This window comes from Caloranaerobacter longqiensis (assembly GCF_050286925.1).
Classification (GTDB): domain Bacteria; phylum Bacillota; class Clostridia; order Tissierellales; family Thermohalobacteraceae; genus Caloranaerobacter.
The window spans coordinates 1-24573 of sequence record NZ_JBFWFX010000020.1 but is presented as its reverse complement, the minus strand read 5'-3'; the positions used below and the strand labels follow the sequence as shown (position 1 = coordinate 24573).

Annotated in this window: 31 protein-coding genes, 2 pseudogenes and 1 other annotated feature; of the genes and pseudogenes, 3 read left to right on the top strand and 30 right to left on the bottom strand. The window is 28.7% G+C overall.

What is annotated here, in order from left to right; all coding sequences use genetic code 11:
• Nucleotides 1-264: 264 nt before the first annotated feature.
• The 13 genes from AB4Y15_RS12025 to AB4Y15_RS11965 form a co-directional block, all read right to left on the bottom strand.
• Nucleotides 265-465, bottom strand: a complete 201-nt coding sequence (locus tag AB4Y15_RS12025) for a hypothetical protein (protein ID WP_427340591.1) — start codon at nucleotides 463-465, stop codon at nucleotides 265-267.
• A 136-nt stretch (nucleotides 466-601) separates the two neighbouring features.
• A complete protein-coding gene (locus AB4Y15_RS12020) occupies nucleotides 602-949 on the bottom strand; it encodes a DUF3147 family protein (protein ID WP_427340590.1) in 348 nt (115 codons plus the stop codon).
• Between the two features lie 439 nt (nucleotides 950-1388).
• Nucleotides 1389-2060 (bottom strand): deoxyribose-phosphate aldolase, encoded by a 672-nt coding sequence (gene deoC / locus AB4Y15_RS12015; protein ID WP_427340589.1) that lies wholly within the window; start codon nucleotides 2058-2060, stop codon nucleotides 1389-1391.
• 49 nt (nucleotides 2061-2109) lie between these two features.
• Nucleotides 2110-2682: a phosphate propanoyltransferase gene (gene pduL, locus AB4Y15_RS12010; RefSeq protein ID WP_427340588.1), complete on the bottom strand. Its 573-nt coding sequence runs from the start codon at nucleotides 2680-2682 to the stop codon at nucleotides 2110-2112.
• Nucleotides 2683-2970: 288 nt separating this feature from the next.
• Nucleotides 2971-4257 (bottom strand): 3-phosphoshikimate 1-carboxyvinyltransferase, encoded by a 1287-nt coding sequence (gene aroA, locus AB4Y15_RS12005; RefSeq protein ID WP_427340587.1) that lies wholly within the window; start codon nucleotides 4255-4257, stop codon nucleotides 2971-2973.
• The gene (gene aroB, locus AB4Y15_RS12000) at nucleotides 4254-5336 is read right to left on the bottom strand and encodes a 3-dehydroquinate synthase (RefSeq protein ID WP_427340586.1); all 1083 of its coding nucleotides are present in this window, start codon (nucleotides 5334-5336) and stop codon (nucleotides 4254-4256) included. The genes aroA and aroB overlap by 4 nt, the downstream gene beginning before the upstream one ends.
• A gap of 4 nt (nucleotides 5337-5340) precedes the next feature.
• Complete coding sequence (gene aroC / locus AB4Y15_RS11995) at nucleotides 5341-6492, bottom strand: chorismate synthase (protein ID WP_427340585.1); 1152 nt, start codon at nucleotides 6490-6492, stop codon at nucleotides 5341-5343.
• Nucleotides 6493-6543: 51 nt separating this feature from the next.
• The gene (locus AB4Y15_RS11990; protein ID WP_427340584.1) at nucleotides 6544-6846 is read right to left on the bottom strand and encodes an MTH1187 family thiamine-binding protein; all 303 of its coding nucleotides are present in this window, start codon (nucleotides 6844-6846) and stop codon (nucleotides 6544-6546) included.
• Between the two features lie 12 nt (nucleotides 6847-6858).
• A complete protein-coding gene (locus AB4Y15_RS11985) occupies nucleotides 6859-7431 on the bottom strand; it encodes a flavodoxin family protein (protein ID WP_427340583.1) in 573 nt (190 codons plus the stop codon).
• A gap of 85 nt (nucleotides 7432-7516) precedes the next feature.
• Entirely contained in the window at nucleotides 7517-8488 is a 972-nt protein-coding gene (locus tag AB4Y15_RS11980) for a restriction endonuclease (RefSeq protein ID WP_427340582.1), read from the bottom strand.
• Between the two features lie 80 nt (nucleotides 8489-8568).
• Nucleotides 8569-9246 carry a TIGR01906 family membrane protein gene (locus tag AB4Y15_RS11975; RefSeq protein WP_427340581.1) on the bottom strand — a complete coding sequence of 226 codons (678 nt, stop codon included), beginning with the start codon at nucleotides 9244-9246 and terminating at the stop codon, nucleotides 8569-8571.
• A 14-nt stretch (nucleotides 9247-9260) separates the two neighbouring features.
• Nucleotides 9261-9875 carry a DedA family protein gene (locus AB4Y15_RS11970; RefSeq protein ID WP_427340580.1) on the bottom strand — a complete coding sequence of 205 codons (615 nt, stop codon included), beginning with the start codon at nucleotides 9873-9875 and terminating at the stop codon, nucleotides 9261-9263.
• Between the two features lie 71 nt (nucleotides 9876-9946).
• Nucleotides 9947-10120 carry a hypothetical protein gene (locus tag AB4Y15_RS11965; protein ID WP_176718839.1) on the bottom strand — a complete coding sequence of 58 codons (174 nt, stop codon included), beginning with the start codon at nucleotides 10118-10120 and terminating at the stop codon, nucleotides 9947-9949.
• A gap of 242 nt (nucleotides 10121-10362) precedes the next feature.
• On the opposite strand from AB4Y15_RS11965, the pseudogene AB4Y15_RS11960 reads away from it, so the two are divergent.
• Nucleotides 10363-10563 (top strand): annotated as a pseudogene (locus AB4Y15_RS11960) (SelT/SelW/SelH family protein); the annotation flags it as partial.
• A gap of 110 nt (nucleotides 10564-10673) precedes the next feature.
• Nucleotides 10674-10847, top strand: coding sequence for a hypothetical protein (locus AB4Y15_RS11955; protein ID WP_427340578.1), 174 nt, complete (start codon nucleotides 10674-10676; stop codon nucleotides 10845-10847).
• A gap of 39 nt (nucleotides 10848-10886) precedes the next feature.
• On the opposite strand, the gene AB4Y15_RS11950 is transcribed toward AB4Y15_RS11955, so the two are convergent.
• From AB4Y15_RS11950 to AB4Y15_RS11890, 13 genes and pseudogenes are all read right to left on the bottom strand, one after another.
• Nucleotides 10887-11339, bottom strand: a complete 453-nt coding sequence (locus AB4Y15_RS11950; RefSeq protein ID WP_427340577.1) for a Fur family transcriptional regulator — start codon at nucleotides 11337-11339, stop codon at nucleotides 10887-10889.
• A gap of 9 nt (nucleotides 11340-11348) precedes the next feature.
• Complete coding sequence (locus AB4Y15_RS11945) at nucleotides 11349-11705, bottom strand: NifB/NifX family molybdenum-iron cluster-binding protein (protein ID WP_427340576.1); 357 nt, start codon at nucleotides 11703-11705, stop codon at nucleotides 11349-11351.
• Nucleotides 11706-11707: 2 nt separating this feature from the next.
• A complete protein-coding gene (locus AB4Y15_RS11940; protein WP_427340575.1) occupies nucleotides 11708-12568 on the bottom strand; it encodes an ATP-binding protein in 861 nt (286 codons plus the stop codon).
• Nucleotides 12569-13405 carry an ATP-binding protein gene (locus tag AB4Y15_RS11935; protein ID WP_427340574.1) on the bottom strand — a complete coding sequence of 279 codons (837 nt, stop codon included), beginning with the start codon at nucleotides 13403-13405 and terminating at the stop codon, nucleotides 12569-12571.
• A 1-nt stretch (nucleotide 13406) separates the two neighbouring features.
• Nucleotides 13407-13784 (bottom strand): NifB/NifX family molybdenum-iron cluster-binding protein, encoded by a 378-nt coding sequence (locus tag AB4Y15_RS11930; RefSeq protein WP_427340573.1) that lies wholly within the window; start codon nucleotides 13782-13784, stop codon nucleotides 13407-13409.
• A 12-nt stretch (nucleotides 13785-13796) separates the two neighbouring features.
• Nucleotides 13797-14546 (bottom strand): Mrp/NBP35 family ATP-binding protein, encoded by a 750-nt coding sequence (locus tag AB4Y15_RS11925; RefSeq protein ID WP_427340572.1) that lies wholly within the window; start codon nucleotides 14544-14546, stop codon nucleotides 13797-13799.
• Between the two features lie 146 nt (nucleotides 14547-14692).
• The gene (locus AB4Y15_RS11920; RefSeq protein ID WP_427340571.1) at nucleotides 14693-15247 is read right to left on the bottom strand and encodes a DUF2284 domain-containing protein; all 555 of its coding nucleotides are present in this window, start codon (nucleotides 15245-15247) and stop codon (nucleotides 14693-14695) included.
• 15 nt (nucleotides 15248-15262) lie between these two features.
• On the bottom strand, nucleotides 15263-16042 hold the full coding sequence (locus AB4Y15_RS11915; RefSeq protein WP_427340570.1) for a GNAT family N-acetyltransferase: 780 nt from the start codon (nucleotides 16040-16042) through the stop codon (nucleotides 15263-15265).
• A gap of 100 nt (nucleotides 16043-16142) precedes the next feature.
• The gene (locus AB4Y15_RS11910) at nucleotides 16143-16685 is read right to left on the bottom strand and encodes an ECF transporter S component (protein ID WP_427340569.1); all 543 of its coding nucleotides are present in this window, start codon (nucleotides 16683-16685) and stop codon (nucleotides 16143-16145) included.
• A gap of 64 nt (nucleotides 16686-16749) precedes the next feature.
• Nucleotides 16750-17160: a DUF3842 family protein gene (locus tag AB4Y15_RS11905; RefSeq protein ID WP_427340568.1), complete on the bottom strand. Its 411-nt coding sequence runs from the start codon at nucleotides 17158-17160 to the stop codon at nucleotides 16750-16752.
• Between the two features lie 69 nt (nucleotides 17161-17229).
• Nucleotides 17230-17646, bottom strand: a complete 417-nt coding sequence (locus tag AB4Y15_RS11900; RefSeq protein ID WP_427340567.1) for a DUF1893 domain-containing protein — start codon at nucleotides 17644-17646, stop codon at nucleotides 17230-17232.
• A gap of 220 nt (nucleotides 17647-17866) precedes the next feature.
• Nucleotides 17867-18889, bottom strand: a complete 1023-nt coding sequence (gene asnA / locus AB4Y15_RS11895; RefSeq protein WP_427340566.1) for an aspartate--ammonia ligase — start codon at nucleotides 18887-18889, stop codon at nucleotides 17867-17869.
• A gap of 92 nt (nucleotides 18890-18981) precedes the next feature.
• Nucleotides 18982-19249, bottom strand: a binding site (T-box leader).
• An 80-nt stretch (nucleotides 19250-19329) separates the two neighbouring features.
• Nucleotides 19330-20495: pseudogene (locus tag AB4Y15_RS11890) on the bottom strand (CD0519/CD1768 family membrane protein).
• Between the two features lie 250 nt (nucleotides 20496-20745).
• Between AB4Y15_RS11890 and AB4Y15_RS11885 the strand changes: the two are divergent.
• Nucleotides 20746-21429: a BON domain-containing protein gene (locus AB4Y15_RS11885; RefSeq protein WP_427340565.1), complete on the top strand. Its 684-nt coding sequence runs from the start codon at nucleotides 20746-20748 to the stop codon at nucleotides 21427-21429.
• 50 nt (nucleotides 21430-21479) lie between these two features.
• On the opposite strand, the gene AB4Y15_RS11880 is transcribed toward AB4Y15_RS11885, so the two are convergent.
• The 4 genes from AB4Y15_RS11880 to AB4Y15_RS11865 all read right to left on the bottom strand — a co-directional run.
• Nucleotides 21480-22313, bottom strand: coding sequence for a YjjW family glycine radical enzyme activase (locus tag AB4Y15_RS11880; protein WP_427340564.1), 834 nt, complete (start codon nucleotides 22311-22313; stop codon nucleotides 21480-21482).
• Complete coding sequence (locus AB4Y15_RS11875; protein ID WP_427340563.1) at nucleotides 22306-23805, bottom strand: YjjI family glycine radical enzyme; 1500 nt, start codon at nucleotides 23803-23805, stop codon at nucleotides 22306-22308. Before AB4Y15_RS11875 ends, AB4Y15_RS11880 begins: the two co-directional genes overlap by 8 nt.
• A 12-nt stretch (nucleotides 23806-23817) precedes the next feature.
• A complete protein-coding gene (locus AB4Y15_RS11870) occupies nucleotides 23818-24057 on the bottom strand; it encodes a DUF3006 domain-containing protein (RefSeq protein WP_427340562.1) in 240 nt (79 codons plus the stop codon).
• Nucleotides 24045-24573, bottom strand: a 529-nt coding sequence (locus AB4Y15_RS11865; protein WP_427340561.1) for an Ada metal-binding domain-containing protein, incomplete at its 5' end; no start/stop codon positions are given. The genes AB4Y15_RS11870 and AB4Y15_RS11865, both read right to left, overlap by 13 nt.

Below are 24573 nucleotides of genomic sequence, written 5' to 3'. Positions count from 1 at the left end.
TTATCCACAAATTAATACAGTTTATAACGACTCTGGCATGTAAACATGCCAGACAAAGTTTCAATAAAATCAACATTAAATTTTTAAAATATGGGATTTTATTATAATTTCCTATGGATTATAAAAAAATCAGACATCTAAATCCAAATACTATTCATAGCTAAAATAAGTAAATCCAGGAGATGTCTGATTATGAACAAAATATTCAATCTAAATAAAATAAGGATGATTACAAAAAATTGAGCAAAGCACTAGCATCATTTTTTACACATTTATTATCCCTATAACTCCAAGTATCGCTACTATTAACCCAATTATACCAATCAACCCTAAATATTTAAGTTCTTCTTTGAAATATTTGAAATAAATAAAGAATGCAAAAAAGCAGAAAAAGAATAATCTCCACGGATCATGTAAATTAAACGCTTGAAAGCCAAGAAATCCTAGGAATCCTAAAAAAACCATTTAACCAAAGTTTATTTTTTTCTCTTTTTTCCATATCCATAATATATCATCTCCAAATTTTAAATATTTTCTTTTCAAACCATCATAAAGCTAGATTTTACTTCTTTGTGTTGTTCATTTGATATATTATTCATCTTTAAATGTTTACCCCTAATTTTCTTAATAAAAATATATAGATGTTATAACTAATAATCATTATTACTGTTGAAAATAACATTGCCCAGTGAAATTTAATATTCTGCTTCAATAGATACACAAGTGCAATAAAAAAAATTAGTGAAGGTATTATAACCCAGAGTATTGATATTGATAAATCAATAACCTTTTGAACATCCTGAGTATCTCTAAATAACCATATTATAGATAACATTGAGGTTAAAGGTAAAGAAGCTATTATAGCAGCAAAAGTTGAAAACTTTTTACCTAAAGTTGAAACAGTAGCAATAATTAATGCAGAAACAATTGTTTTAACAATAAATTGCATTTGACTCCCCCCTTATAACTCTATCTCATATTTATTTTTATTCATTAATCCCCTCTTCCTCATTCTATTTAGTAAACTTTTATCTTACTTATGTAAATCTTGTCATCAATTCAATATTTTTTAATTTCTCCATTTAATAACAATCTCCTCTATGATTACCTATTTTTTTACTTATCAATTTCATTATTGATAAAATTTACATTTAATTGACAAAATCAGAATGCAAAAACAGAAGGTTTATAATTTCTTATAAAGAACAAAATCTTCGATTTTAATTAATTACAATGTAGATTTTGTTGAAATCCATTACGGAAATTATATTTTAAAATTATCAACAATTTAATAAAGTTTATAATTTCCTATAGATTATAAAAAAAAGGATAGATTAGTAAATGTTACTATCTATCCTCATATTTTTATTTATTTCGTTATTTTATTTTTAATATCCACTACCTTCAGCCTTTGTACCTTCTACTATAGCTACAGATGAGCTTGCTCCAATTCTTGTAGCTCCAGCTTCTATCATAGCTTTAGCTGTTTCTAAATCTCTAACTCCACCTGAAGCTTTAACTCCCATCTCTTCTCCTACAGTTTCTCTCATAAGTCTTACATCTTCTACTGTAGCTCCTCCTGTGCTAAATCCAGTTGAAGTCTTAACAAAATCTGCGCCAGCTTCCTTAGCTAATTTACAAGCCATAACTTTTTCTTCTTCAGTTAAAAGGCATGTTTCTATAATTACTTTAACTATAGCTTTTCCCTTAGCTGCATCTACAACAGCTTTTATATCTTCTCTAACAACATCATATTCTTTATCTTTAAGTGCACCTATATTAATAACCATATCTAATTCGTCTGCACCATCTTTTATAGCTTGACTAGCTTCAAAAGCTTTTACTTCTTTTGTATTGCTTCCAAGAGGGAAACCAATAACTGATGTTACTTTAACTTCACTGCCTTCTAAAAGCTCCTTAACATATTTTACATAGTATGGATTAACACATACTGAAGCAAAACCATATTTTTTTGCTTCTTCACATACTTTTTTTACTTTATCCTTTGTTGTGTCTGGCTTAAGTATTGTATGATCTATCATTGATGCAATATTTTTCATTTATATCTACCTCCTATATTGTTTATTATTATATTTTTTGCTACATTTATTATTTTATTAATTCAACCATATCTCCATTTTTAACTCCTGCTGCATTTCCTTCGTCAATATCAACATGCATTTCAAGAGCATAGTTAGGACTTACTCTGACTAATACGTTTTCAAATATTAATCCTCTTTGTCCTCTTACTCTTACTTTTACTATATCTTTATCTTTAACTCCAAATTCTTTAGCATCATCTGTATGCATATGTATATGTCTTGCTGCAGCAATTACTCCTTCTTTTAACTCTACTTCTCCTTTAGGTCCAACTAGTTTTACTCCTGGACTTCCTGCTAAATCTCCTGAATTTCTAACTGGCGGAACTACACCTAACTTAAATCCATCAGTAAGTGAAATTTCAACTTGAGTAGCTCCTCTTGCAGGTCCTAATACTCTAACTCCTTTTAAAGTACCTTTTGGTCCTACAATATCTATTTTTTCCTCTGCTGCAAATTGTCCAGGTTGTGATAAATCTTTCATTTTAGTTAATTCGTATCCTTCTCCAAATAACTTTTCAATATGCTCTTTACTTAAGTGAACATGTCTGTTTGACAAAGCTATAGGTAATTCTTTTTTCATAATAATCCTCCTTCTTTAACAATAAATCTATTTTCTGATTAAAAAATTCTCAAAAATTGTAGTTTATTTCCTCGGAAATGAAATATACCATTAAAATTATAAATCTTTTATTAGTAAAAATCAAATAAAACGCTTATTTTATTCAATGTTTTTTTATAATCCATAGAAAACTATATATATTGTTAAATTATGGATAATTTTGAATATAATTTTCGTTTATGGATATAGGCAAAATCTTCTTTTTGGTTTATTTAAATCGGAGATTTTGTTCTTTATCATTCTATCTTCTTATTTATCTTGTATTATAGATTTAAGTATTTCAAAAAAATTTGGAAAAGAAATTTTTATACTCTCTGTTTCTTGCAAATTCGAATCCCCATCTGCACTTAAAGCTGCAATACTTAACGACATAGCTATCCTATGGTCATTGTACGTATTAATATTTGCTGGTTTTAATTTAGAAGGTCCGTTTATTATCATACCATCATCTAATTCTTCAATATTAGCCCCCATTTTTTTAAGTTCATTAACTATCGCTTTAATTCTATTACTTTCTTTAACTTTCAGCTCCTGAGCATTTTTAATAACTGTCGTACCTTTTGCTTGAGTAGCAGCTACTGCGATAATAGGGATTTCATCAATTAATCTAGGTATCATATTCCCCTTTATTTCTACACCTTTTAATTCTGAATATTCAACTAAAATATCTCCTATTGGCTCATTATTTAAATTTCTTTCATTTAATATCTTTATTTTTCCTCCCATTTTATTTAAAACATCTAATATACCTGTTCTGGTTTCGTTTAATCCTACATCTCTTATTAATAATTTAGATCCTTTTAATATTAAGGTTCCAACTATTAAAAAAGCTGCTGATGAAATATCTCCAGGAACATAAACCTCTTTTCCTATAAGTTTATTCCCAGGCTTTAAATATACTTCGTTATCTTTTGTTATTATATTAGCTCCAAAATATTTAAGCATTCTTTCTGTATGGTCTCTAGATATACTTGGCTGCAAAATCTTTGTATCACTATTAGCATATAATCCTGCTAAAAGAATACAAGATTTAACCTGAGCACTAGGTATTGGTTGTTTATACTCAATTCCATTAAGACTTTTTGTTGGCTCAATTTTTAAAGGAGGAAATTTATCCAGTAAACCAGAAATATTTGCTCCCATCATCCTTAAAGGATTAATTATCCTATCCATAGGTCTTTTTTGTATTGATTCATCACCTGTAATAGTCGATGAAAAATTTTGACCTGCTAAAATGCCACTAATTAATCTTATTGTAGTTCCTGAATTTCCTACATATAAGATGTCTTTTGATTCTTTAAGACCATATAAGCCTACGCCTTCTACAACAACTTTTTCATCAGAGATATGTATATTTACCCCTAATTTACTAAAACATTCTACTGTTGAAAGACAGTCTTCTCCCATTAAAAAGTTATGTATTATTGTCTTGCCCTCTGCAATAGAACCTATCATAATAGCCCTATGAGATATTGACTTATCTCCAGGAACTTTTACTTCTCCTTTAATTGATAAATTGCCACCTTTTATAATCATATTACTACTCCATCCTTTAAACTTCTTTCAATTAGTTTTTCGTCAACATTATTATATATGTTAACTTTTCCTTTTCCAATAGGAAGTACTAAAACAATTCTTCCTTTTTCATTTTTCTTATCATGCTTTATAGCACTCATTATTTGCTTTTGTTTAAAATCCGAAAATCTTACTGGATTTACTAATCTACTTAAACTATCAACTATCTCTTTATAATATTTTTCATCTATCAAATCCATTTCTCTACTTATAAAGCTTTCTAACATCATACCTAATATTACTGCCTCACCATGTTTGAAAGTTTTAAAGTTATCTAATGTTTCTATACCATGTCCAATTGTATGACCAAAATTTAAGATTTTCCTTAGATTATTTTCTTTTTCATCTCTTTGAACTATAGTTTTTTTTATATTTAAAGATTTCTTCACTATGTTTACAATATAGTTATTCTCTAATTTTAAGATACTATTCAAATTATCGTTTAACCATAAAAAAAAGTCATAATCCATTATTAAACCATATTTGAAAACTTCACCTAAACCGCTGATAATCTCTCTCTCATCTAAAGTTTTAAGCGTTTCTGTATCTATTATTACTCCTTTAGGCTGATAAAACGAACCTATGATATTTTTGTAATTCTTAAAATTAATCCCTACTTTTCCTCCAACGCTGCTGTCTACTTGTGATAGGAGAGTTGTTGGTATCTGAATAAGGTTAATTCCTCTCATAAAGGTTGCTGCCACAAAACCTGCTAAGTCTCCTACAACTCCTCCACCAAGACTAAGTATAGCAGTTTTTCTGTCACATCTTGTTTCAAGCATTTTTTCATATACCTTTTTAGCAGTATCTATACTTTTACTTTCTTCTCCAGGCTTTAGGATATAATAACCAATAACTTTTGATTTAAGTTTTGATAGTAGAATATCCAAATAATATTTTGCTACATTGCGGTCTGTAATAATGAAAATATCGTCGTTTACTCCACATTTTGGTAGAATATTGTCTATATTATTCAAAAGTCCTTTATCAATATATATATTATACCCTCTATCCTTTAAGTCTACACTTAATATATCCATAGTATCACCTACTATTTACATAATCAATATATCTGTTATAGTTATCTTTTACTTCCTCTATACTATCTCCTCCAAATTTAATCATGATTTCGTTCGCCAGTATCCAAGCTAAAATATTCTCAGCTACAATACTTGCAGATGGTACTGCACAAACGTCTGACCTTTCTTTTTGAGCTTCAAATTTTTCTTTCGTTTTCATATCTACACTTCTAAGAGGTTTTCTTAATGTCGGTATTGGTTTCATTGCAGCTCTTACAATAATTGAACTTCCATTTGAAATTCCTCCCTCTATACCACCTGCATTGTTAGAATATCTTTTATATCCATCATCATAGTATATTTCATCATGCACCTGTGAACCAAACAATTCTGCAGCTCTAAAACCAATACCTATTTCTACCCCCTTTATCCCTTGAAGACTCATCATTCCTTGAGCTATCTTACCATCTAGCTTTCTATCCCAATTAACATGACTGCCTAAACCGATAGGAATATTGGTTGCAATAATTTCAAAAACTCCTCCTAAAGTATCACCTGCTTTTTTAGCTTTATCTATTTCATTAATCATTTTTTTCTCTGATTCACTATCTATTACCCTCAAAGGTGAATTATCTGTATTTTTGATTTTATCTATTGAAATGTCATCAGACTCAATCTTAATTTTTCCAATTTGAATAACATGACTATATATCTCGATATCGAATTCTTTCAAAAATTGTTTTGCTATACTGCCTATAGCTACTCTAATTGCAGTTTCTCTGGCACTTGCTCTTTCTAAAACATTTCTTATATCTAAATGATTATATTTAATAGCACCTGCTAAATCGGCATGACCTGGTCTAGGTCTAGTAACAATTTTATCTTCATCTAATTTATTTTCATCTATACTCATTATATCTTTCCAGTTTTCCCAATCCTTATTTTTAATAAATAATGTTATAGGGCTTCCTATAGTTTTACCATTCCTTATACCTGAAAGTATTTCAACCTTATCTTTTTCAATTTTCATTCTGTCTCCTCTGCCGTAACCCATTTGTCTTCTTCTAAGCTCATTGTTTATAAAATTTATATCTATCTTTAAATTAGCTGGAAATCCTTCAATTATACCAATTAGCCCCTTCCCGTGAGACTCCCCTCCTGTAAGATATCTAAGCATTGAAGATACTCCTTTCTAATTCTCATATCACAAAAAATAGACCCATAGGGTCTATTTTAGTTTACTTTCAACAGACTTAACCTTTCTCTCCATACTAGTTTCTTTATCTCTTCTATCGTCAATCTTAATCTGCGTCGAAACCCTTTTTGCACCTTCGTCAAAAGGTACTTCATGCATTTTTCTAATTACATCTAGTATTTTGTCTAAATCCCCTTCTATTATCGTACCCATAGGAGTTAGCATATATTTCAAATCTTTTTCTTTCTCTAATACAGTATGACATTTAGCAACATAACTGCTTAAGCTTGTATCTCCTGTACCTAAAGGTACTATAGTAACTTCTACTATAGCCATTTGACTCCCCTCCTACTCAAAAAATTTTGATCCTAGATTAAAACCTTTATTTAATATATCTTTTCTTTCCCATATAGGGAAACGGTCAGTATCAGAAACTAATAGATTATATTTATACCTAGTGTTAATAGCTTTAAAAAATAAATCTATAACAGGGATACATGCATCAAAATGTCCTTCTTTGTAAGGAGCACCTCCTGAAGCAATAAACATTCCTATTCTATTTTTATTTACATCAATAGCTGGATTTTTTAAGATAAATTTACTAGACCAATAAACTTGACATCTATCTATCATTATTTTTGTTAAACTACTAACTGTATTAAAATATAAAGGAGAAGCTATTATTATACCATCACTTTCATTAAATTCTCTATATAATTCGTTCATATCGTCATTTATAAAACACTTCCCTGTTTTAGAACAATAATAACAGCCTATACACAGATTAATATTTAAATCCTTAAGATAAATTTTTTTTATATTAACATTATATTTTTTAATACCTTCTAGTACACTGTCTAATAAAGTATCTGTATTCTTGTGTTTTCTAGGACTACCTATAACTGCAAGTACTTTTCTCATAAATCCTCCAAAAAATCTTTATTGACATAATTTGTACCAAATAACCTTACTAAAATTTTATATCAATTATAAGTTATTGTAAATATCATATAAAACTATCTTCATTTTTTTCTATTTCAGGTCTAAAAAATATTATAAGATTTTTGATTATTGAAACTAATCCAATGATAAGTAAAAAATAAGATACAATAGTATAATATTTTTGGTAGTTTGTAGCTCTACCGAAAAAATATATCATAATACTTAAAAAAATATATTTAGAAGATTTTCCTTTTGATAATAAGTTTTTTCTATATTCTCTAATTTTTTTGTTTCTATCTCGTATCCTATTTATTATTATTTTTTCAATTTCTCGTTCTTTAGGATATAATTCTGTTTTTTTAATTAACTCAATAAAACTATCTTTATCAAGCAAATAAATTCTTATATGTTTTTGTAATTTTGGTAAAAAATCTCTAATATCTTCTGTAAAGGTTGATGTTGTTATTATAGCACCCGATTCTATATCCAATTTTTTTAAAGATAAGAAAAACTCTTTAACATCCTTTATTGTAACTTTATAATCATCTTCATATTGTAAACATTTAACTCCTATACTTTTCCCCTTAAAATTGCCTATCATGTCAACATCTCTTTGATGTAACATCTTTAAATCTTCCAAACCTATATTCTCTAATACATCATAACAGTACTCTATAAATTCATATGGAGTTTTATTCAATAAATCTTTTAAAATTTCTTCTTTTGCAACTACTTCATTAGTCCTTTTAATTATTTTATTAAGTTTAACAATATTAATTTGATATAATAACAAGTTTACTATTATAAAGAACTGAATAGCAACTACAAAACTAAATAAATAATCATTTGTCTTGATATAAAAATATAAAAAGAAACCAAAAGTAATTATAAGTCTTAACATAATTCCATCTAAAACTATAGCTACATATGACTTTCCTTTCTTCATCTCTTCTAAGTAATATTTTTTTAATCTCTTCTTGTTTCTATAACTATCTACACGCTTTTTTGTAACTTTCAAAGCATTTGTTATATCCATTCAAATCACCTGCTTTATTAGTTTTTAATAATCATATCCTCTTTCAAAATTTTTATACAAAAAAACATATAGGCATCTGCCTATATGCTAGGCTGTTTTCTACCTGGTAACAATAAAGCTATCAATAGTAAACCTAAAATCTCCAACAAAAATAATACAAATATTCTATAAGTAATACTACTAAAAAACTCCAACGGGTACATTTGTATTAAAATATCCGTTTCTGGATTAAGCAGCCACAAATCATTTGAAAATAACAATTTATGAAAATAAGTAAAATACTTATAGAAATCTGAATATATCAATATATAAAGTGAGCCCATTAAAATTAACTGCATTAAAGATATGATAATTAAAATCTTTTTTAATCTATTTTTATCATTGTAGAATATATACATTAATGAAATTACACTTAGTAACAAAGTCAAATTCCTTGTAACATATCCTTTTCTAAATAACTCTCTTACATCTTTGAGATGCAACAATTCTCTTTCCTCAAAGACCTGTTCAATTTTACCTCCTACTTCTGTAAAAATAATAATATTTTCTCTTTTACCTTTTAGATAATCTAATAACTTTTCTGTAATTAACATTAGGTTATCTTCACTTATTCCCGTTACATTTGCTATATTATATTCTTCATATTTATATTTAAAAAAATTAATATCAAATGTTGCTATTTCTAAATTCAAAAGTAACATAGTTATTGGTAAGCAGACAATACAAATTATTGCAAACAACTTTGTATATTTTCTCATAAAATCTCCCTCTGCTAAACAAATTTCTTTTTATTAATTCGTATAAGTAATACATAAGAAAGTACAAAGATAATTGTTGCAATAATAACATATTTATTATAAGCCTTTATTACATTAATAATTATTGCCCAATTTTCTTTTAATATTTTCCCTAGAATAATCAATAATGTATGATGAATAATATTAACTATCCCAATTGTAAGATAGGTTAACTTTTCATTTGTCTCACAAATTCCAGCTATTAAGAGCGTAAATGAATATATACCAGGAATAAACTTACTTACAAAAATAGCTGCAACACCATACTTATTAAACATGTTTTTTATTTTTAAGAATTTTTTAGTGTCAAATATAAATTTAATAAACTTCGAATGTAGTATTTTTTCTTTTTTACCAAGTTTATATAACATTAAAGATGATAAAAAAGTTCCAAACCATGCAATAGTTAATATATAATAAATATTTAAATTTACAAGTTCAGACAAATATCCTTCTATAACCAATACCATGTCTCCTGGGTATGGTGGAAAAATTACTTGTAAACATTGTGAAAAAAAGAAAAATAAATAAAGAAATAACTTATTGCCACCAACTAATTTATCTATAATATTTAAAATAATATTCTCCATTTGCCACCTCTGAAAAGTCTGGTAAAATCAGCAAAAAGAAAAGAAAAATTGAAAAACCCGAAAATTCGGGTTTATGCCATAGCTCTTTCTAATTTATCTAAATGCTGTATAGGGAACATTCTTAATAATTCTTTAAACTGTTCAACAGTAAGTCCTTGAGTTGTTGTATAAATTCTAATTTTCTCATCTAAATCTGCGTTTTTGAACCTTCTTTTTATTTCTTCAAAATTTGGTTTTGTATCCATATAGACACTCCTTTAATTTTAATCAAGCTTTCAATATTAGTATGTAATTTTTAATATACAAATATTCAATAGTTATCTATCAGTTTATTACAGCTTAATCCTAAAACACCTATATTTTACATTATTTTAAATGTTTTGTTTGATATGTTTTGCTTTTATAGTTATAATAAAATTAAAAGGAGGTTTTTAATATGGAAAATAAAATAAGTATTGAATACTGTACTACTTGAGGATATCGTCCTAAGGCAGTTAGCCTTACAGAAAAATTACTTAAAGAACATAAAAATAAAATTAAATCTATAACATTATTACCTTCTTCAGGTGGAGTTTTTGAAGTTAAGTTTAATGATGAATTGATTTTTTCAAAAAAAGAATTAGGAAGATTCCCTAATGAAGATGAGGTCGAAAGTATAATCAGGGAAAAAATACAAACTATTATATAAACGGCGAAAGCCGTTTGTTTTTTTTAAGTAACAAATCATTTTCTATTTACATACCATGTATTAAAATATAAATATTTACGTATATAAGTTAATTAAGGGAGGTTTGGTTTATGCCTAGAAGATATAGATATTATGTGCCACCAGTTGAGGTAATTGATGAAATTGAAAAAGAAAAAGAAGAGGAAAATAAAGAACAAAGACATGGTCATGGCTATGGTTCTTACTGGTGGATTATTTTACTGTTTATACCATTAATACTATCTGGTGGTTTCTTTAGATATTAATATAGATATTAAAAAGCCCCATAAATATTGGGGCTTTTACTAATTAACTGTGCATTTTTTACAAAAACCTGTAAAAGTAATCTCACTATCCTCAATTTTAAAATCATATCTTTTTTCAATTTCATTTATTATTTTAATCAATTTAAGTGAAGTATCTACGTCAATATAATCTAATACTCTTTTACATTTTAAACAAATAAAATGCACATGGATACTTTTTCTTGAAAATAATTTTAGTTCATATAATTTTGAATTATTAAATGTTACCTCTTCTATTATACCATTATCCAACAGAATTTTTATATTTCTATATACTGTTGCAATACCCACAGTTTCACCTTGTTCAGTAAGAAACGCATGAATATCTGTCGGATGTAAATGCTTATTCGGATTATCTAAAAACAGTTTTATTATTTTTCTCCTTTGCTCTGTTATTCTATAACCATTTTCCTTTAAAATATTTTCTATATAACTTAATCTTTTGCCTTGCATAAAGTTCCCCTAATGGCCACATTCTCCATGATGCTCATGTCTTTCGCAAACCTCATCTGTAGATACTAATGTACCATCAATATAATTTTTTATTACATCCTCAATACTGCCACTAATGCCAACTAAAACATCTATCCCATTTTCATTAAATAAAGCTTGAGCTGTTTGCCCCATACCACCAGCAACAATAGTGTTAACTCCTTTTTCACTTAAAAACTTTGGTAAAAATCCTGGCCTATGTCCTGGATTAGGAACAAAAATTCTATTTTTTACTTCATTGTTTTGAATATCAACTAATTCAAATCCTTCACAATGGCCAAAATGTTGTGATACATAATTGCCATCAACAGCTAATGCAATTCTCATTATTATACCTCCTTAATTTTTTGATTTATTATATTCCAAATTTTTTTAATTTCTTTACCAGCAATACTTTCATCAAATTGTACTACCGGTTTGCTTTCTTTTATTGCTTTACTAACATAAGAATCAAAAGGTATTTTACCAACAACTTCAAAATTATTTTCATTACAAAAATCTTCAATTTCTTTTGTCTTTTCTAGATTAATATCAAATTTGTTTATAACCACATAGGCTTTCATACGAAAATACTCTACTAAACTTAATACCCTCATTAAATCCTCTAACCCTGACTGTGTTGGTTCAGTTACAACTACAGCCATATTACAACCTGTAAGTGATGATATCACAACACACCCAATACCTGGAGAACCATCAATTATAACTAACTCTGGTTTATCCTTGTCACTTACAAGTGATTGTCTTATCTTAGTAACCACTTTACCTGCACCATCTGCACCAATCCTAAGCTGAGCATATGAAAACTTTCCACCTTCAATAGAGCTTGTAATAACATCTCCTGTTTCATCATCAACTAATTTGATTGCTTCATTAGGACATACCTCAACACAAGCTCCACAACCTTCACATTTTATATCATTTATCTCAAAATTTTCTTTTACTGCATCAAATCTACATATACTCTTGCACTTACCACATTCAATACATTTCTCTTTATCAATATAAGCTATTTTACCTCCAATATATAATTCTCTTTTTATTGGAGTATTATCTAAAATCAGATTAAGATTTGGGGCTTCTACATCACAATCAGCTATATCTCTATTTTTAGCAAGATATGCAAATGAAGAAGTAAGAGTAGTCTTACCTGTACCTCCCTTTCCACTAATTACAACTATCTGCTTCATTTATGAAACCTCCATTATTTTAGAAAAAATATTTTCAAAAACTTCCATAAATATTTTATCCTCTAGTAATTCCCCTTTAGAATACTTTTGAGCAATACTCCTATCAAACGGTATTTTCTCTATTATATCTATTCCTTGTTTTTCACAAAATTCTTCAATAATATAGTCATTTTCATCTGATTTATTAATAACTACACCAAACGGTACTCCTAATTGTCGTATAACATTAGCAGCAATCTCCAAATCATGTAATCCAAACTTAGTTGGCTCAGTAACTAAAATCCCATAATCAGCCCCCTCAACTGAATGTACAACGCTGCATGAACTACCAGGTGGAGAATCTATAATATTAATATAATCAGGGGTTACTAGTTTCTTTAAATCCTTTAAAATTGGTATACCCATAGGTTCTCCTATGTTAAGTACTCCTCTAACTGCTTTAAGGTTATTAGTATATCCTATTTCAATTTTACCAATTTCTCTCTCTATTTCAGTAATTGCATTTACTGGACATACTAAGCTGCATAGTCCACAACTATGACATATTTTTTCAAAAACTAAAACACCATTTTTAGTAACTGATAAAGCGTTGAAATTACATTTTTTAGCACATAAACCACATCGCGTACAAGAAGATTCATCAATTTGTGGGACTTTAACTTTTACCTCAAAAGTATTTTTTATTTCAGGTTTCAAAAATATGAAACCATTAGGCTCTTCTACATCAAAATCTAAATACTGAACCTTTTCCCCTTTTTTACTTAAATAATAAGCTAAATTAGTAGCTACCGTAGTTTTTCCAGTACCACCTTTTCCGCTTAATACAGATATTTTCATTTTACCTTCCCCACCTGTTCTGTAATCCAAAATGTGATTTTCTAGGTTCTTTTATTTCATTTAATTTATCTTGTTTTAAAAGTTCCAAATTAGCCTTAATTGTATCTGGTTGACCTTCATAAACACTTATTTTAGCACTTGTAAGTATTTTCATTGAATTAGGCCCAATATTTCTAGTTATAACAATATCTACCCCTTCATCTACAACTAAATTAGCTGCTGAAACGCCGGCACCATGTTCTGATACAAATCCCTCATTTTCAACTACTTTAAACTCATCCGTTTCTATATTTACTATGATAAAGTATTTACATCTTCCAAAACGTGGATCTAGCTGACTATCCAAGTTTTTACCTGCACTACTAAAACACACCTTCATAGCTCATTCCTCCTACATTCTTTCTAAAATTTTTGTTCCTAGACTTGCAAATTCCTCTAATTCATGATTGAATAACTCTATTTTTCCTTCATCGCATAATTGTGTAAATCCTGGATTAATAGGTAATTTTGCAATTAAATCTAATCCCATTTCTTTTGCTACTTGTTCAGATTTACTTTTGCCAAATACTTCTATTTTTTTACCGCAATCAGGACATACTGCATAACTCATATTTTCAACAATACCTAAAATAGGAACATTCATCATCTTACTCATGTGGATTGATTTTTCTACTATTAAATTAACTAAGTCCTGTGGTGATGTAACAACAACAATATAATCAACAGGCATAGACTGCATGACAGTAAGTGTTACATCAGAAGTCCCTGGTGGCAAGTCGATTATTAAGTAATCTAATTCTCCCCAGTTAGTTTCATTATAAAATTGTTTAACTGTTCCAGAAATTAATGGTCCTCTCCAAATGACAGGTTTATTTTCTTCTTCTAATAATAAATTTAGTGACATAACTTTTATCCCTGTTTTTGTTTCAACAGGCTGTAATTTTTTATCTATTATTTGAGCTCTTACCTTGTTTATACCAAAAATTTTAGGTATACTTGGTCCAGTAATATCGGCATCCATTATTCCAACCTTATATCCTTCCCTGTTTAGATTTACTGCTAATAAACTCGATACAAAAGATTTACCAACGCCACCTTTACCACTCATAACTGCAATTATTTTGTTAATTTTATTTTCCATTAGATGACCTCCTCTATCGCTTTTATTTATGGCATATGCTATTTATATTATACATTTTTTATATGCATTTGCCAATAATTATATGTAATTTTTTCTATTTTTAAACACAAAAAAAATGAGGAAATATTTCCCTCATTTTTGCAAAATTATATTAGCAATAATCCAACCCAAGTAACTTCATCTTTCCTGAATTCAATATTAATTCCTATTCTCTTGCATGTATTTATAACATCTATACCCATTGCCTCTAAAGAAGGTCTAGCCTTATCAGGATATTTACACTCTTTTATTCCAAGCTTTGCATTACATACTTTACATAGCTTACAGTTCCCACCAATCAAAGCATAAGAATTTTTAAACCCAAGTTTTTTGGCTTCTTCTTCCAATTCTAACATAATCTCATGAAGTTTATAAGCCGGTTTATAAAATTCTTCCATATCATCTGGATTGTTTACCTTATCTTTAACTACAACTATAAAACCTGTATCATATTTTTTTAATTCCTTTTTAAAATCTTCAATATCGCCGACATATGGTGGACACATAAAATTTGCACCATATTGTCCACACTTATTTCGAATACAGTAGTCTCTTACTGTTTGAGTTATTTCTATTTCATCTATCGCTACTTCTTTTATTATATAGACTTTTTTCATTTTTTCATATATCTTCAGAAAATCTTTAATTTTAAGCTTATTCATAATATAAAAACTCCTTTATCTACTATACATTGTCCAAATTCCTATATCTTTAAATCCTAATTTTTTATATATCTTGCCAGCTTTTGGATTGTCGTAGAAAAGACATAAACTTTTACCTTCATTTAAAAGCGTTTTGCACAATTTAGTCATACAAGCTGTCGCATAACCCCTTTTTCTATAATCTGGATGAGTACAAACACCGACTATCATAGCAGAAGTACTGTTTTCAGCTGTAGTTTGTGCAATTGAAACCATTTTACCATCTTCTTCTATGAAATATCCTCTACCTGAATTATCTTCAAATTTTCTTCTTATAGATTCTTCAGATACGTCTCTAGAAAACTCTTCTATTAAATTATATAGTTTAATTAGCTCATCAACATTTTCTAACTCTACCTTTTTTACATTATTCAATAACTCATTTTCTTCAAGTTTTGAACCTTCATCTAATTTACAGAAATATGTATCTCTCTTCTTTGAAAAATTATGTAGCTTTTCAAATTTTTCAACTATAGATTTTTCTCCTGATAACATCTTAAAATCTTCATTCTTCATAATATTATAAAATCCTTCAACATCAAATTCATCTCTTGAATAAAAAATAAAGCTCTCAAAGTATTTTAATAAAACACCAATTAGTTCTCCTTTTTGGTTAAATTCTCCCCATAATTTCTGAAATTCATTATTAAACCCATAATTTTCAACATCTCCTATGATAAACAAATTTAATTCTTTTTCTTTCTTAACATATTCCATAAGTATGTCATAATCTTCATTATTAAGCAATCTAAGCATTGTAAGCCACTCCCCTTTTTGATAATTTTTAATTATTATACAGTATAACTTCGATTAGTTCAAATATTTTATTGATAAAAATACCCTATAGCACAAACTACTATAGGGTATTTTTTCCAGTAATTTCTCTATTACTGTATTTATTTAAGGCCAATACTATTATAGGTATAAGAATAAGTTGAATTATTATTCCAGGTAGACCTGTTAATATTGAACCTTTAACAAACATAAGTGCTCTTATTTTTACTCCAAAAAGAACAGATAAAATATAAGCTACTAATCCACCACCAATTCTCCCAGCTATCATTGCTAAAATCAAAGATATAATAGTATTTAGCTTCATTTTTTTACTAAAAATAGACACACTTAAACCATATATCCCTATCTCAAAAGACATAATCAAAGCTATTGGAAATAAAGGTGGCATTCCTGTAATCATCGAATTTAAATAAGGTAATAAGAAGCCAATAATAAATGCAGTTGGAAATGATACAAAAAATCCAGCTAATAATGCAGGAATATGCATTGGTAAAAAAACTTTCCCACTAATACCTGTTAAGTGGAATAAAGATGGTAATACTATTCCTATGGCAATAAATAATCCTGCTAAAACAATTTCTCTAGTTTTACTGTTTAAATTCATATCTAATCCCTCCTAAAAAAATAACCATGAAAATAATCTTTTCTATAAGATTACCTTCATGGTTTTATTTCCTAACTTTATTTATTTCCTCAATAATATAATCAAGCATTTGATTGATATTTAACTCTTGTGTACCTACAATATAGACATTGCATCTATTAAGAGGTAAAATGATTTTCTTCGCTTCACTTGTCGATATGGCTTCAGCCATTACTGGAGTTATTTCTCCCATCATAGAATTTGCTATCAATATTGCTATTGGCCCGATAATTATATCAACTTTTTGGCTCATTACCTTTACAGCATTTTCACCTGTTGCCCCTGCATTAGCTCCTGCCTTCAGCATATTGGAGGTTGCCAAAGAATTCGTTCCCAATGCAATGATTTCTATATCATCTTTAATTTCACTTCTAATTTTTTCAACAATAGACTTTCCAAGTCCTCCTCCTTGCCCATCAACTACTGCAATTCTCATAACCTCTCTCCTTTATAAATACATCAAATTCATTATAATATATAAGATTTAATTATACAATGCTCATTTTTATAGTTTAAGAAATCCCTTAATATCCTCAATTAAAATATTTACATTATCTTGTTCCATAGATAACCTTTCTATAGGACACAAACCTGTTTTATCTCTATTTAATATATATGGTACTTTTTTTTCATATTCCAGTTCTACATTCCATTTCTTTAATATATCAATAGCATCATAACTTATTAATTTGGTATAAACAGAATTTATATTAGCACTTACACTTAACATCGCTGCAGCCTTTCCTATTACTTTATCTGCTAATGCCCCTCCTTTTATCAACTCTTTCTTCTCCAATACAGCTTTAAGTAAAGGTTTTATTCCCTTTTCTCTTTCCTTTAATATTACTTTATTGTCTTTAACTATTACTAAAGATAAATTTTGTTCATGTAAATAGTTCTTTGCCAGTTCTATGTCTCTCATTTCTATAATCCTCCAAAAGTTTGTTTAAAGAAAAGCCTCATTCCATATTTTTTCTTAAAAGTTGGTTTTCGATATTTACCTTACTAACTCATATTTTTATTATATAGTATTGGAAAATTGAATTCAATTACATTAAATTACCCTTTTTTATAATCTAAGGGCTAAGTTCATTATCCTTAAAAGATAAATGTACTTAGCCCATTTTTATCTTTTACAACTTTTATAATAAGAATATGTTTTCTTGTTTACATCTTTCTTTCATATCATCTGGCCAAACTGACACCTGAACTTCACCTATATGTGCTTTTCGTAAGAAATACATGCAGATCCTAGATTGGCCTATTCCTCCTCCAATAGTATATGGTAATTTTCCTTCAAGTAATAATTTGTGGAACTTTAACTCTTTACGTTCCTCACAATTAGCAATCTTAAGTTGTCTTTCAAGTGCTTCTGCATCTACTCTAATTCCCATAGAAGATAATTCTAAAGCCTGATTTAATACTGGATACCAGAATATAATATCTCCATTTAAATTCCAATCATCATAGTCAGGTGAACGTCCATCGTGTTTAATACCTGACTTTAACTCACCTCCAATTTCCATAACAAATACTGCCCCTTTTTCTTTGGCAATAGCATCTTCCCTTTGTTTAGGAGTAAGGTGAGGATATAAATCTTCTAATTCCTGTGAACTTATAAAGGTAATTTCTTCCGGAAGAATCTTCTTAATATCCGGATATAATTCAGATACATATTCCTCAGTATCTTTAAATACTTTATATATACTCTTAACTGTTTCCTTTAAAGTTTCCTTTGTTCTATCCTCTTTAGCTATGACTTTTTCCCAATCCCATTGGTCAACATAAATAGAATGACAATTATCTAATTCTTCTTCAGGACGTATAGCATTCATATCAGTATATAATCCTTCACCTATTTTAAAACCGTATTCATATAAAGCCATACGTTTCCATTTAGCAAGTGAATGAACTATCTCAACTTTAGAATTATTATCACCTTTAACTTCAAAAGAAACTGGTCTTTCAATTCCATTAAGATTATCATTAAGTCCTGTTTCAGGCTTAACAAAAAATGGTGCTGATACTCTAGTCAAATTAAGCTCCTTTGCCAATCTATTTTCAAAAAAATCCTTTATACGTTTAATAGCGACTTCAGTTTCTCTAATATCTAATATCGGTTTATAACCCTTTGGTATTATTAAACTTTTTTCTAAACTTTTCAAATCTAATTCCTCCTTTAGTTGTTTTATTCTATATTTCAAGCATGGCCATGCTTAATCTCTCTAATTATAATTAAAAAAGCCTTTCATCCCTTTAAAGGGACGAAAGGCTATGCTTCCGCGGTACCACCCTAATTAGCTATTTATAGCTCACTCTAACCAGTACGGAGTTTAACTCAATTACAAAGTTAACTCGATACTGTCCAGTTTATAACGGTCTGGTACCGTCTAAGCCTACTCTCCTTACGGATTTCGGTTAGAAACTCCGAGATGTTCTTCGATATAGGCTTCGTACCGATCTCCCACCATCACCGGCTCGCTCTGACTACATCCTATATCTACTCTTCTCTTCATAGTTGTTAACTTTATTCATCTTTAACTTTTTATAGATTATAAAACATAGTATTACTTTTTGTCAATACTTTTTTGATTTTTATTAATATTTATATAATATTAATTAAAAGAAGTATAATATGTGCAGCTATACCTGCAACTATTCCTCCAATAATATGGCTGGTTATCGCCTTCGATATTAATTTTCTATACCCTAATGCATCCAACATTGCTACATGAGTACTTAAAAACCCGCTCCAGCACATGCCCATAGCTGTAAAAACAGCGATTTCATTTGGACCAATTATTCCACTCTCTAAAAACTTTGGCACTAAGCTTAATGCAGCACCTACTGCTCCAAGAGCTGTTATCGGAAATGCAATAGCTTCAGGATTTTTAAATCCGAATAATGGCTTAATAATTGGAGATAACCACTCACCAATCTTAGGTAAAAGCTGTACTCCCTCGAAAGCCTTCCCTTGATATCCAATAGAAGGGTCAGCTGGCCCAAAAGTTAAAACCATTATAACAGTACAAATTACTAAAACTCCTGGGATTATACTAAGTCCAATATCTACTCCTAGCTTACCCCCTTCTAGAAAAGCCGTTAAAAATCTTTCAAAAAAACTTCCTTCTGTATGCTCTACAATATTATCTTCAATATATATATATCTTTCTTGTTTTTTATCTCTTTTTCTGGCTCTTCAGGTAATACTTTCTTAGTTCTATAAGCCATTATTCTAACACTAACAATACTTCCTATTACAGCACCAATATTCCCTATTAATGCCTCTTTGAAATATCCTAAACCTGTCATAAAAGTTGTAACTATAAGACCCATTCCAAATGCAGTACCTAAATTACACAAACAGGGCACTTGGTGTTTCTTAAAATAACTTAAAAAATTATCATCTTTGGATAATGATATAATTGCTGGGTTATCAGAAAGATAAGTTGTTATTATTCCTAAGAAAGCTACTCCGGGCATATTAAATAAAGGTTTCATTAGAGGAGCAAATATCTTATTTAAAAGCTTAACTAAACCAAATTCTGTTGCAAGCTTACCAAAAGCTCCAGTCAATACTGCTATAGCCATAATATAAAATACAGTATCGACTAATAATTTGTAAGCTGTTGCCATAATAGTTGAAAACATATTGCTAATTCCCATTCTCGCCCCTAAATAGCCAAAAAACAAAGAAATAATTCCTAAAAAAATAATAGTATCTAAATACGGAATCGTTTTCCTAGTCCTCCCCAACGACATTTTATGCATCGTTTATACACCCCTTTTAAATATATTGATTAACCCATGATAATCATATTATATAAGATATAAAATACTAAAGCAATAAATTTTATAAACGTGTAAAATTTGGATTTTATTTGTCATATTTTATTTGTTTTGTATCTTTTATGAATATTTAATTATATTCCCACAAACTATATTTCAGCATTTTCAAAAATTCATATTTCAATCAAGGATGTGTAAAACTAATATAAATAGTTTAAAAGGGGTGTTTAATTTGAATATTAAAGATAAGAAAGAAAATCTTACAAAAGATGAATTATTAGTTGATTATATCAAAGACCAATTAGAAGAAAAAATGCAAGCATCTAGTATGGATATTAACGTAACCTGCAGAGATGGAGTCGTTCATCTTTCTGGATTTGTTGATGTGCTAGCAGAAAAAAAATACGCGGAGCAAATCGCTTATAATATTGACGGAATTAGAAAAGTGGAAAACAACATAACTTTAGGTATTGAAGGACAAATTACAGATAAGCATATCGAAAAAGAAGTTATTGACAGACTTCGTAATAATAGTTATTCTGAAAAGATAAACGGTATTGGAGTCAAGGTAAAAGATGGTGTTGTAAATCTAGTTGGTCATGTAGACACATTAAAAGATTCACATACTGCAATGAAAATTGCCTCTGAAGTCAGAGGTGTAAAGGATGTTGTAAATAATACACAAATCTCTACTTTAGGAGTAATTGATGATGTTACTATAACTAATATGATTAGAGATAAATTAAATAAAGCTGATTTTAGTGGAGAAGATATTGCTTGCACAGTTACAGGAGGTATTGCCTCATTATCTGGGTATACACAAACTAGAAGAGATGCAGAAATAGCAAAAGAATTGGCTATGAGTGTTGAAGGAGTAAGAAAAGTTATTAATAAAATTCGAATAAGAGAAAAATAAGCTATAAGTTTGCTAAAAAATTGGCTTAGCAATTATGCTAAGCCAATTTTTTATATTAAAATTATATTTTTACATCCGTTTTTTAATGCTATATTAAATAATTTCTCCATCAGCTCATCATCTGGTACAGAACTGCGTACTCCCTCACGAACTCCGATTGGTCTATATTTGATAATCTTATATCTTATATTCGGATTTAAACTGGCTATTAATTTGCTTATGTTATCAACATTATAGTAATTATCTAAAATACCTGGCACTATCACAGTCCTGACCTCGTATAGTTTATTAATCTTTGCTAAATACTTTACATTTTCAATTACAGTTTGATTATCTCTTCCAGTAAGTTTTAAATGCTCATCTCTATCAAACGATTTTAGGTCTATCATTGCCATATCCATATTTTCAACTAATAATCCTAAATTATTTAAAGGTATATAACCATTAGAATCTAAAAAAGTAGTTAACCCCATTGCCTTTGTCTTCTTAAATATTTCATTAACAAAATTATACTGTAATGTACATTCTCCACCAGAAATAGTAATGCCAGAAATAAAGGGTTTTATTTTCCTTATAAAATCCATTACTTCGTCTACAGTCATCAATTTTACTTTTGGTGAACTTGAATTTGGGCAAATTTTTATACATAAATCACAGTTTTTACAATACTTTTCATTCCATATAACTTTATTATTTATTATACTAAGCGCATTGTGTGGACATTCATAAACACATATTCCACAATTTATACAATAGTTAATAGTTTCTGGATTATGGCAATACAAACAATCAAAATTACAACCTTGCAAAAATATTACCGTTCTATTTCCAGGTCCGTCAACAGAACTAAAAGGTAAAATTTTATTTACATAACCTTTAATCATATCTTCTTACCTTTCTATTTAAAAGACCTTGTTTTTCAACCGATTCTAAACCTAAAGAAACTGTATCCTGCAGTGCTTGATATCCGTTCTTAAGCTTGTCCATATCTGATTTTTTAACTAGATATCCTGTAATTCTTATCAAATCACTATCACTACAATAGAAGGAAAACATTCTTAAACCACTTTTCATTGCACCATCTATAATATTTAATACGTATTCTGGATTATTTTTTGCTGTACTATCGAAAGTAAATATATCACTTATACCAGATGGAAAATACTTATGAAACATAGATGCTTGTAAAATATGTTCGTAAATTTCTGGTTCATCTCCTATCGGTATCCTACAACCAGGACTAACCCCTATATCTGAAGATATACCTGATTGTGCATGTAGAAGAAATTTACCTTTAGTAATCTTACAATATGGATTATGATGGTTATTGACTTCTTTCTTTAACTTCTCGATTATCTCAATACCAAGATTATTAGCTTTTTCAGAATGGCCATATTTATCCATTTTGTCTACTGCATTTAATAATATATTAACACATTCTGCTAGTCCAAAAATTCCAAACATTGCTGTAAACCTATCCTGTAAAATTAAACCTTCATCAACAAGAAAACTGCTTTCAAAGAAATTACTTTCTTCAACCAAAAATCTTATTCTTTCATCCATTACTTCAACCATTAATTTTACTGCATAAGGAATTACTCTATTAAGAAAATCGTCAATTCCTGAACTTATTTCAGCAAGTCGCTTTAAATTTAATCTTACTAATGTATAGCTTCCTCCACCTATAGGCAATCCATTATAACAACTTGCTATTCCATATCTATCGCCAAAATCTTTTTGAAACATTTTATGGTTTGCAAAATATGGTTTAGAAACTTCTAATCCAGTTTTTACAGCCTCTACTGCAAAATCCCTAGATGTGTCTTCACTATATTTTAGTGTTAGATTAGGCACTGCATTCCTTAATTCTCTTTCAGCAATTAATATCGCTCTTCCTATTTTAGTAGCTTCTGGCCCAATATTGGCATGAACAAAAGAATCAGTTAAAGTCCTATCTATATGAGTTAAAAACAGTTTTATTATGTTTAATACATATTCTTCATCTTCATCTGCTGCATAAGGCTCTAATAACTTATCTATTTCACCTAAATATACTGGAAACGATGTTATTGAAGGTACGTGTTTATATAAAATCAATAGATTGTTAACAGCTTCAAGCAAACTCCCGGCAGGTTTTAAACCTAAAAATCTGCTGCCATTCTTCATGAATTTTTTATAATCAGGCAATATATATCTAGGTCTATAAGGTGCATTACCTTCAAATAAATCACATATAATGCCTTTATCCATAAACTTTTTTGCTTCAGAACTTATATTTAATACGTTTATTGAATTTTCAGCTTCCCTTGCTAATTGTAACACTTTTTGCTCAAATGTTAATGTTTTGTCTTTAATAATATTTAATACATTTTCCATGAATTCCACTCCCTAACCTTCAAACAAATCTTCGAAAAATTTTTTTATTTGCTTATTTCTTTTTTGTGTTTCTTCTATGTCTATATAACATTCATTATCTTTAATCACTACTACATCTCCTTCCTTAGCATTTTGTGGAAGGTTATCTTTGAGTATATTAATAACTTTTAAATTTTCTAACTCAATTACAGCATATTCCCCTTCAAATCTATCAATTATACCTTTAATAAAAATACCCCCTATTCTATACAATTTCTATGAGGTCTATATCCTGCTTTTTCTGCTTCTTCTTTACTATTGAATATTACCCTATTTTCTTGTTTTGGTAAGCTTTTACATGTCGAAGAGTGGTAAATCTTTGTTTTTTTATTTCCTATATAAATTATTTTATTATCTTTTTCATTTTTTGCTTTACTATTGTCATTTTTTACAATTTCTTTATTAAAGTTAATTTTATATCCATCAGAAGTTGCAATTATAGTTCCTAATTCATCTGTTCTAAATACTTTTATTCCCATTTTATCTAGTCTTTTTAAAACTTCTTTGTGAGGATGTCCATAATCATTATCTTTCCCAACTGATATGACTGCAAATTTAGGGTTAACTCTTTTTAAAAACTCATAATTTGTTGAAGTTCTGCCACCATGATGCCCAACTTTTAAAACATCTGCCTTTAAATCATAACCTAGCTTTATCATTTCTTCTTCTGAATCCTTTTCAGCATCACCTGTAAAAATAAAAGAAGTATTTTTATAAGTTAATTTGTTA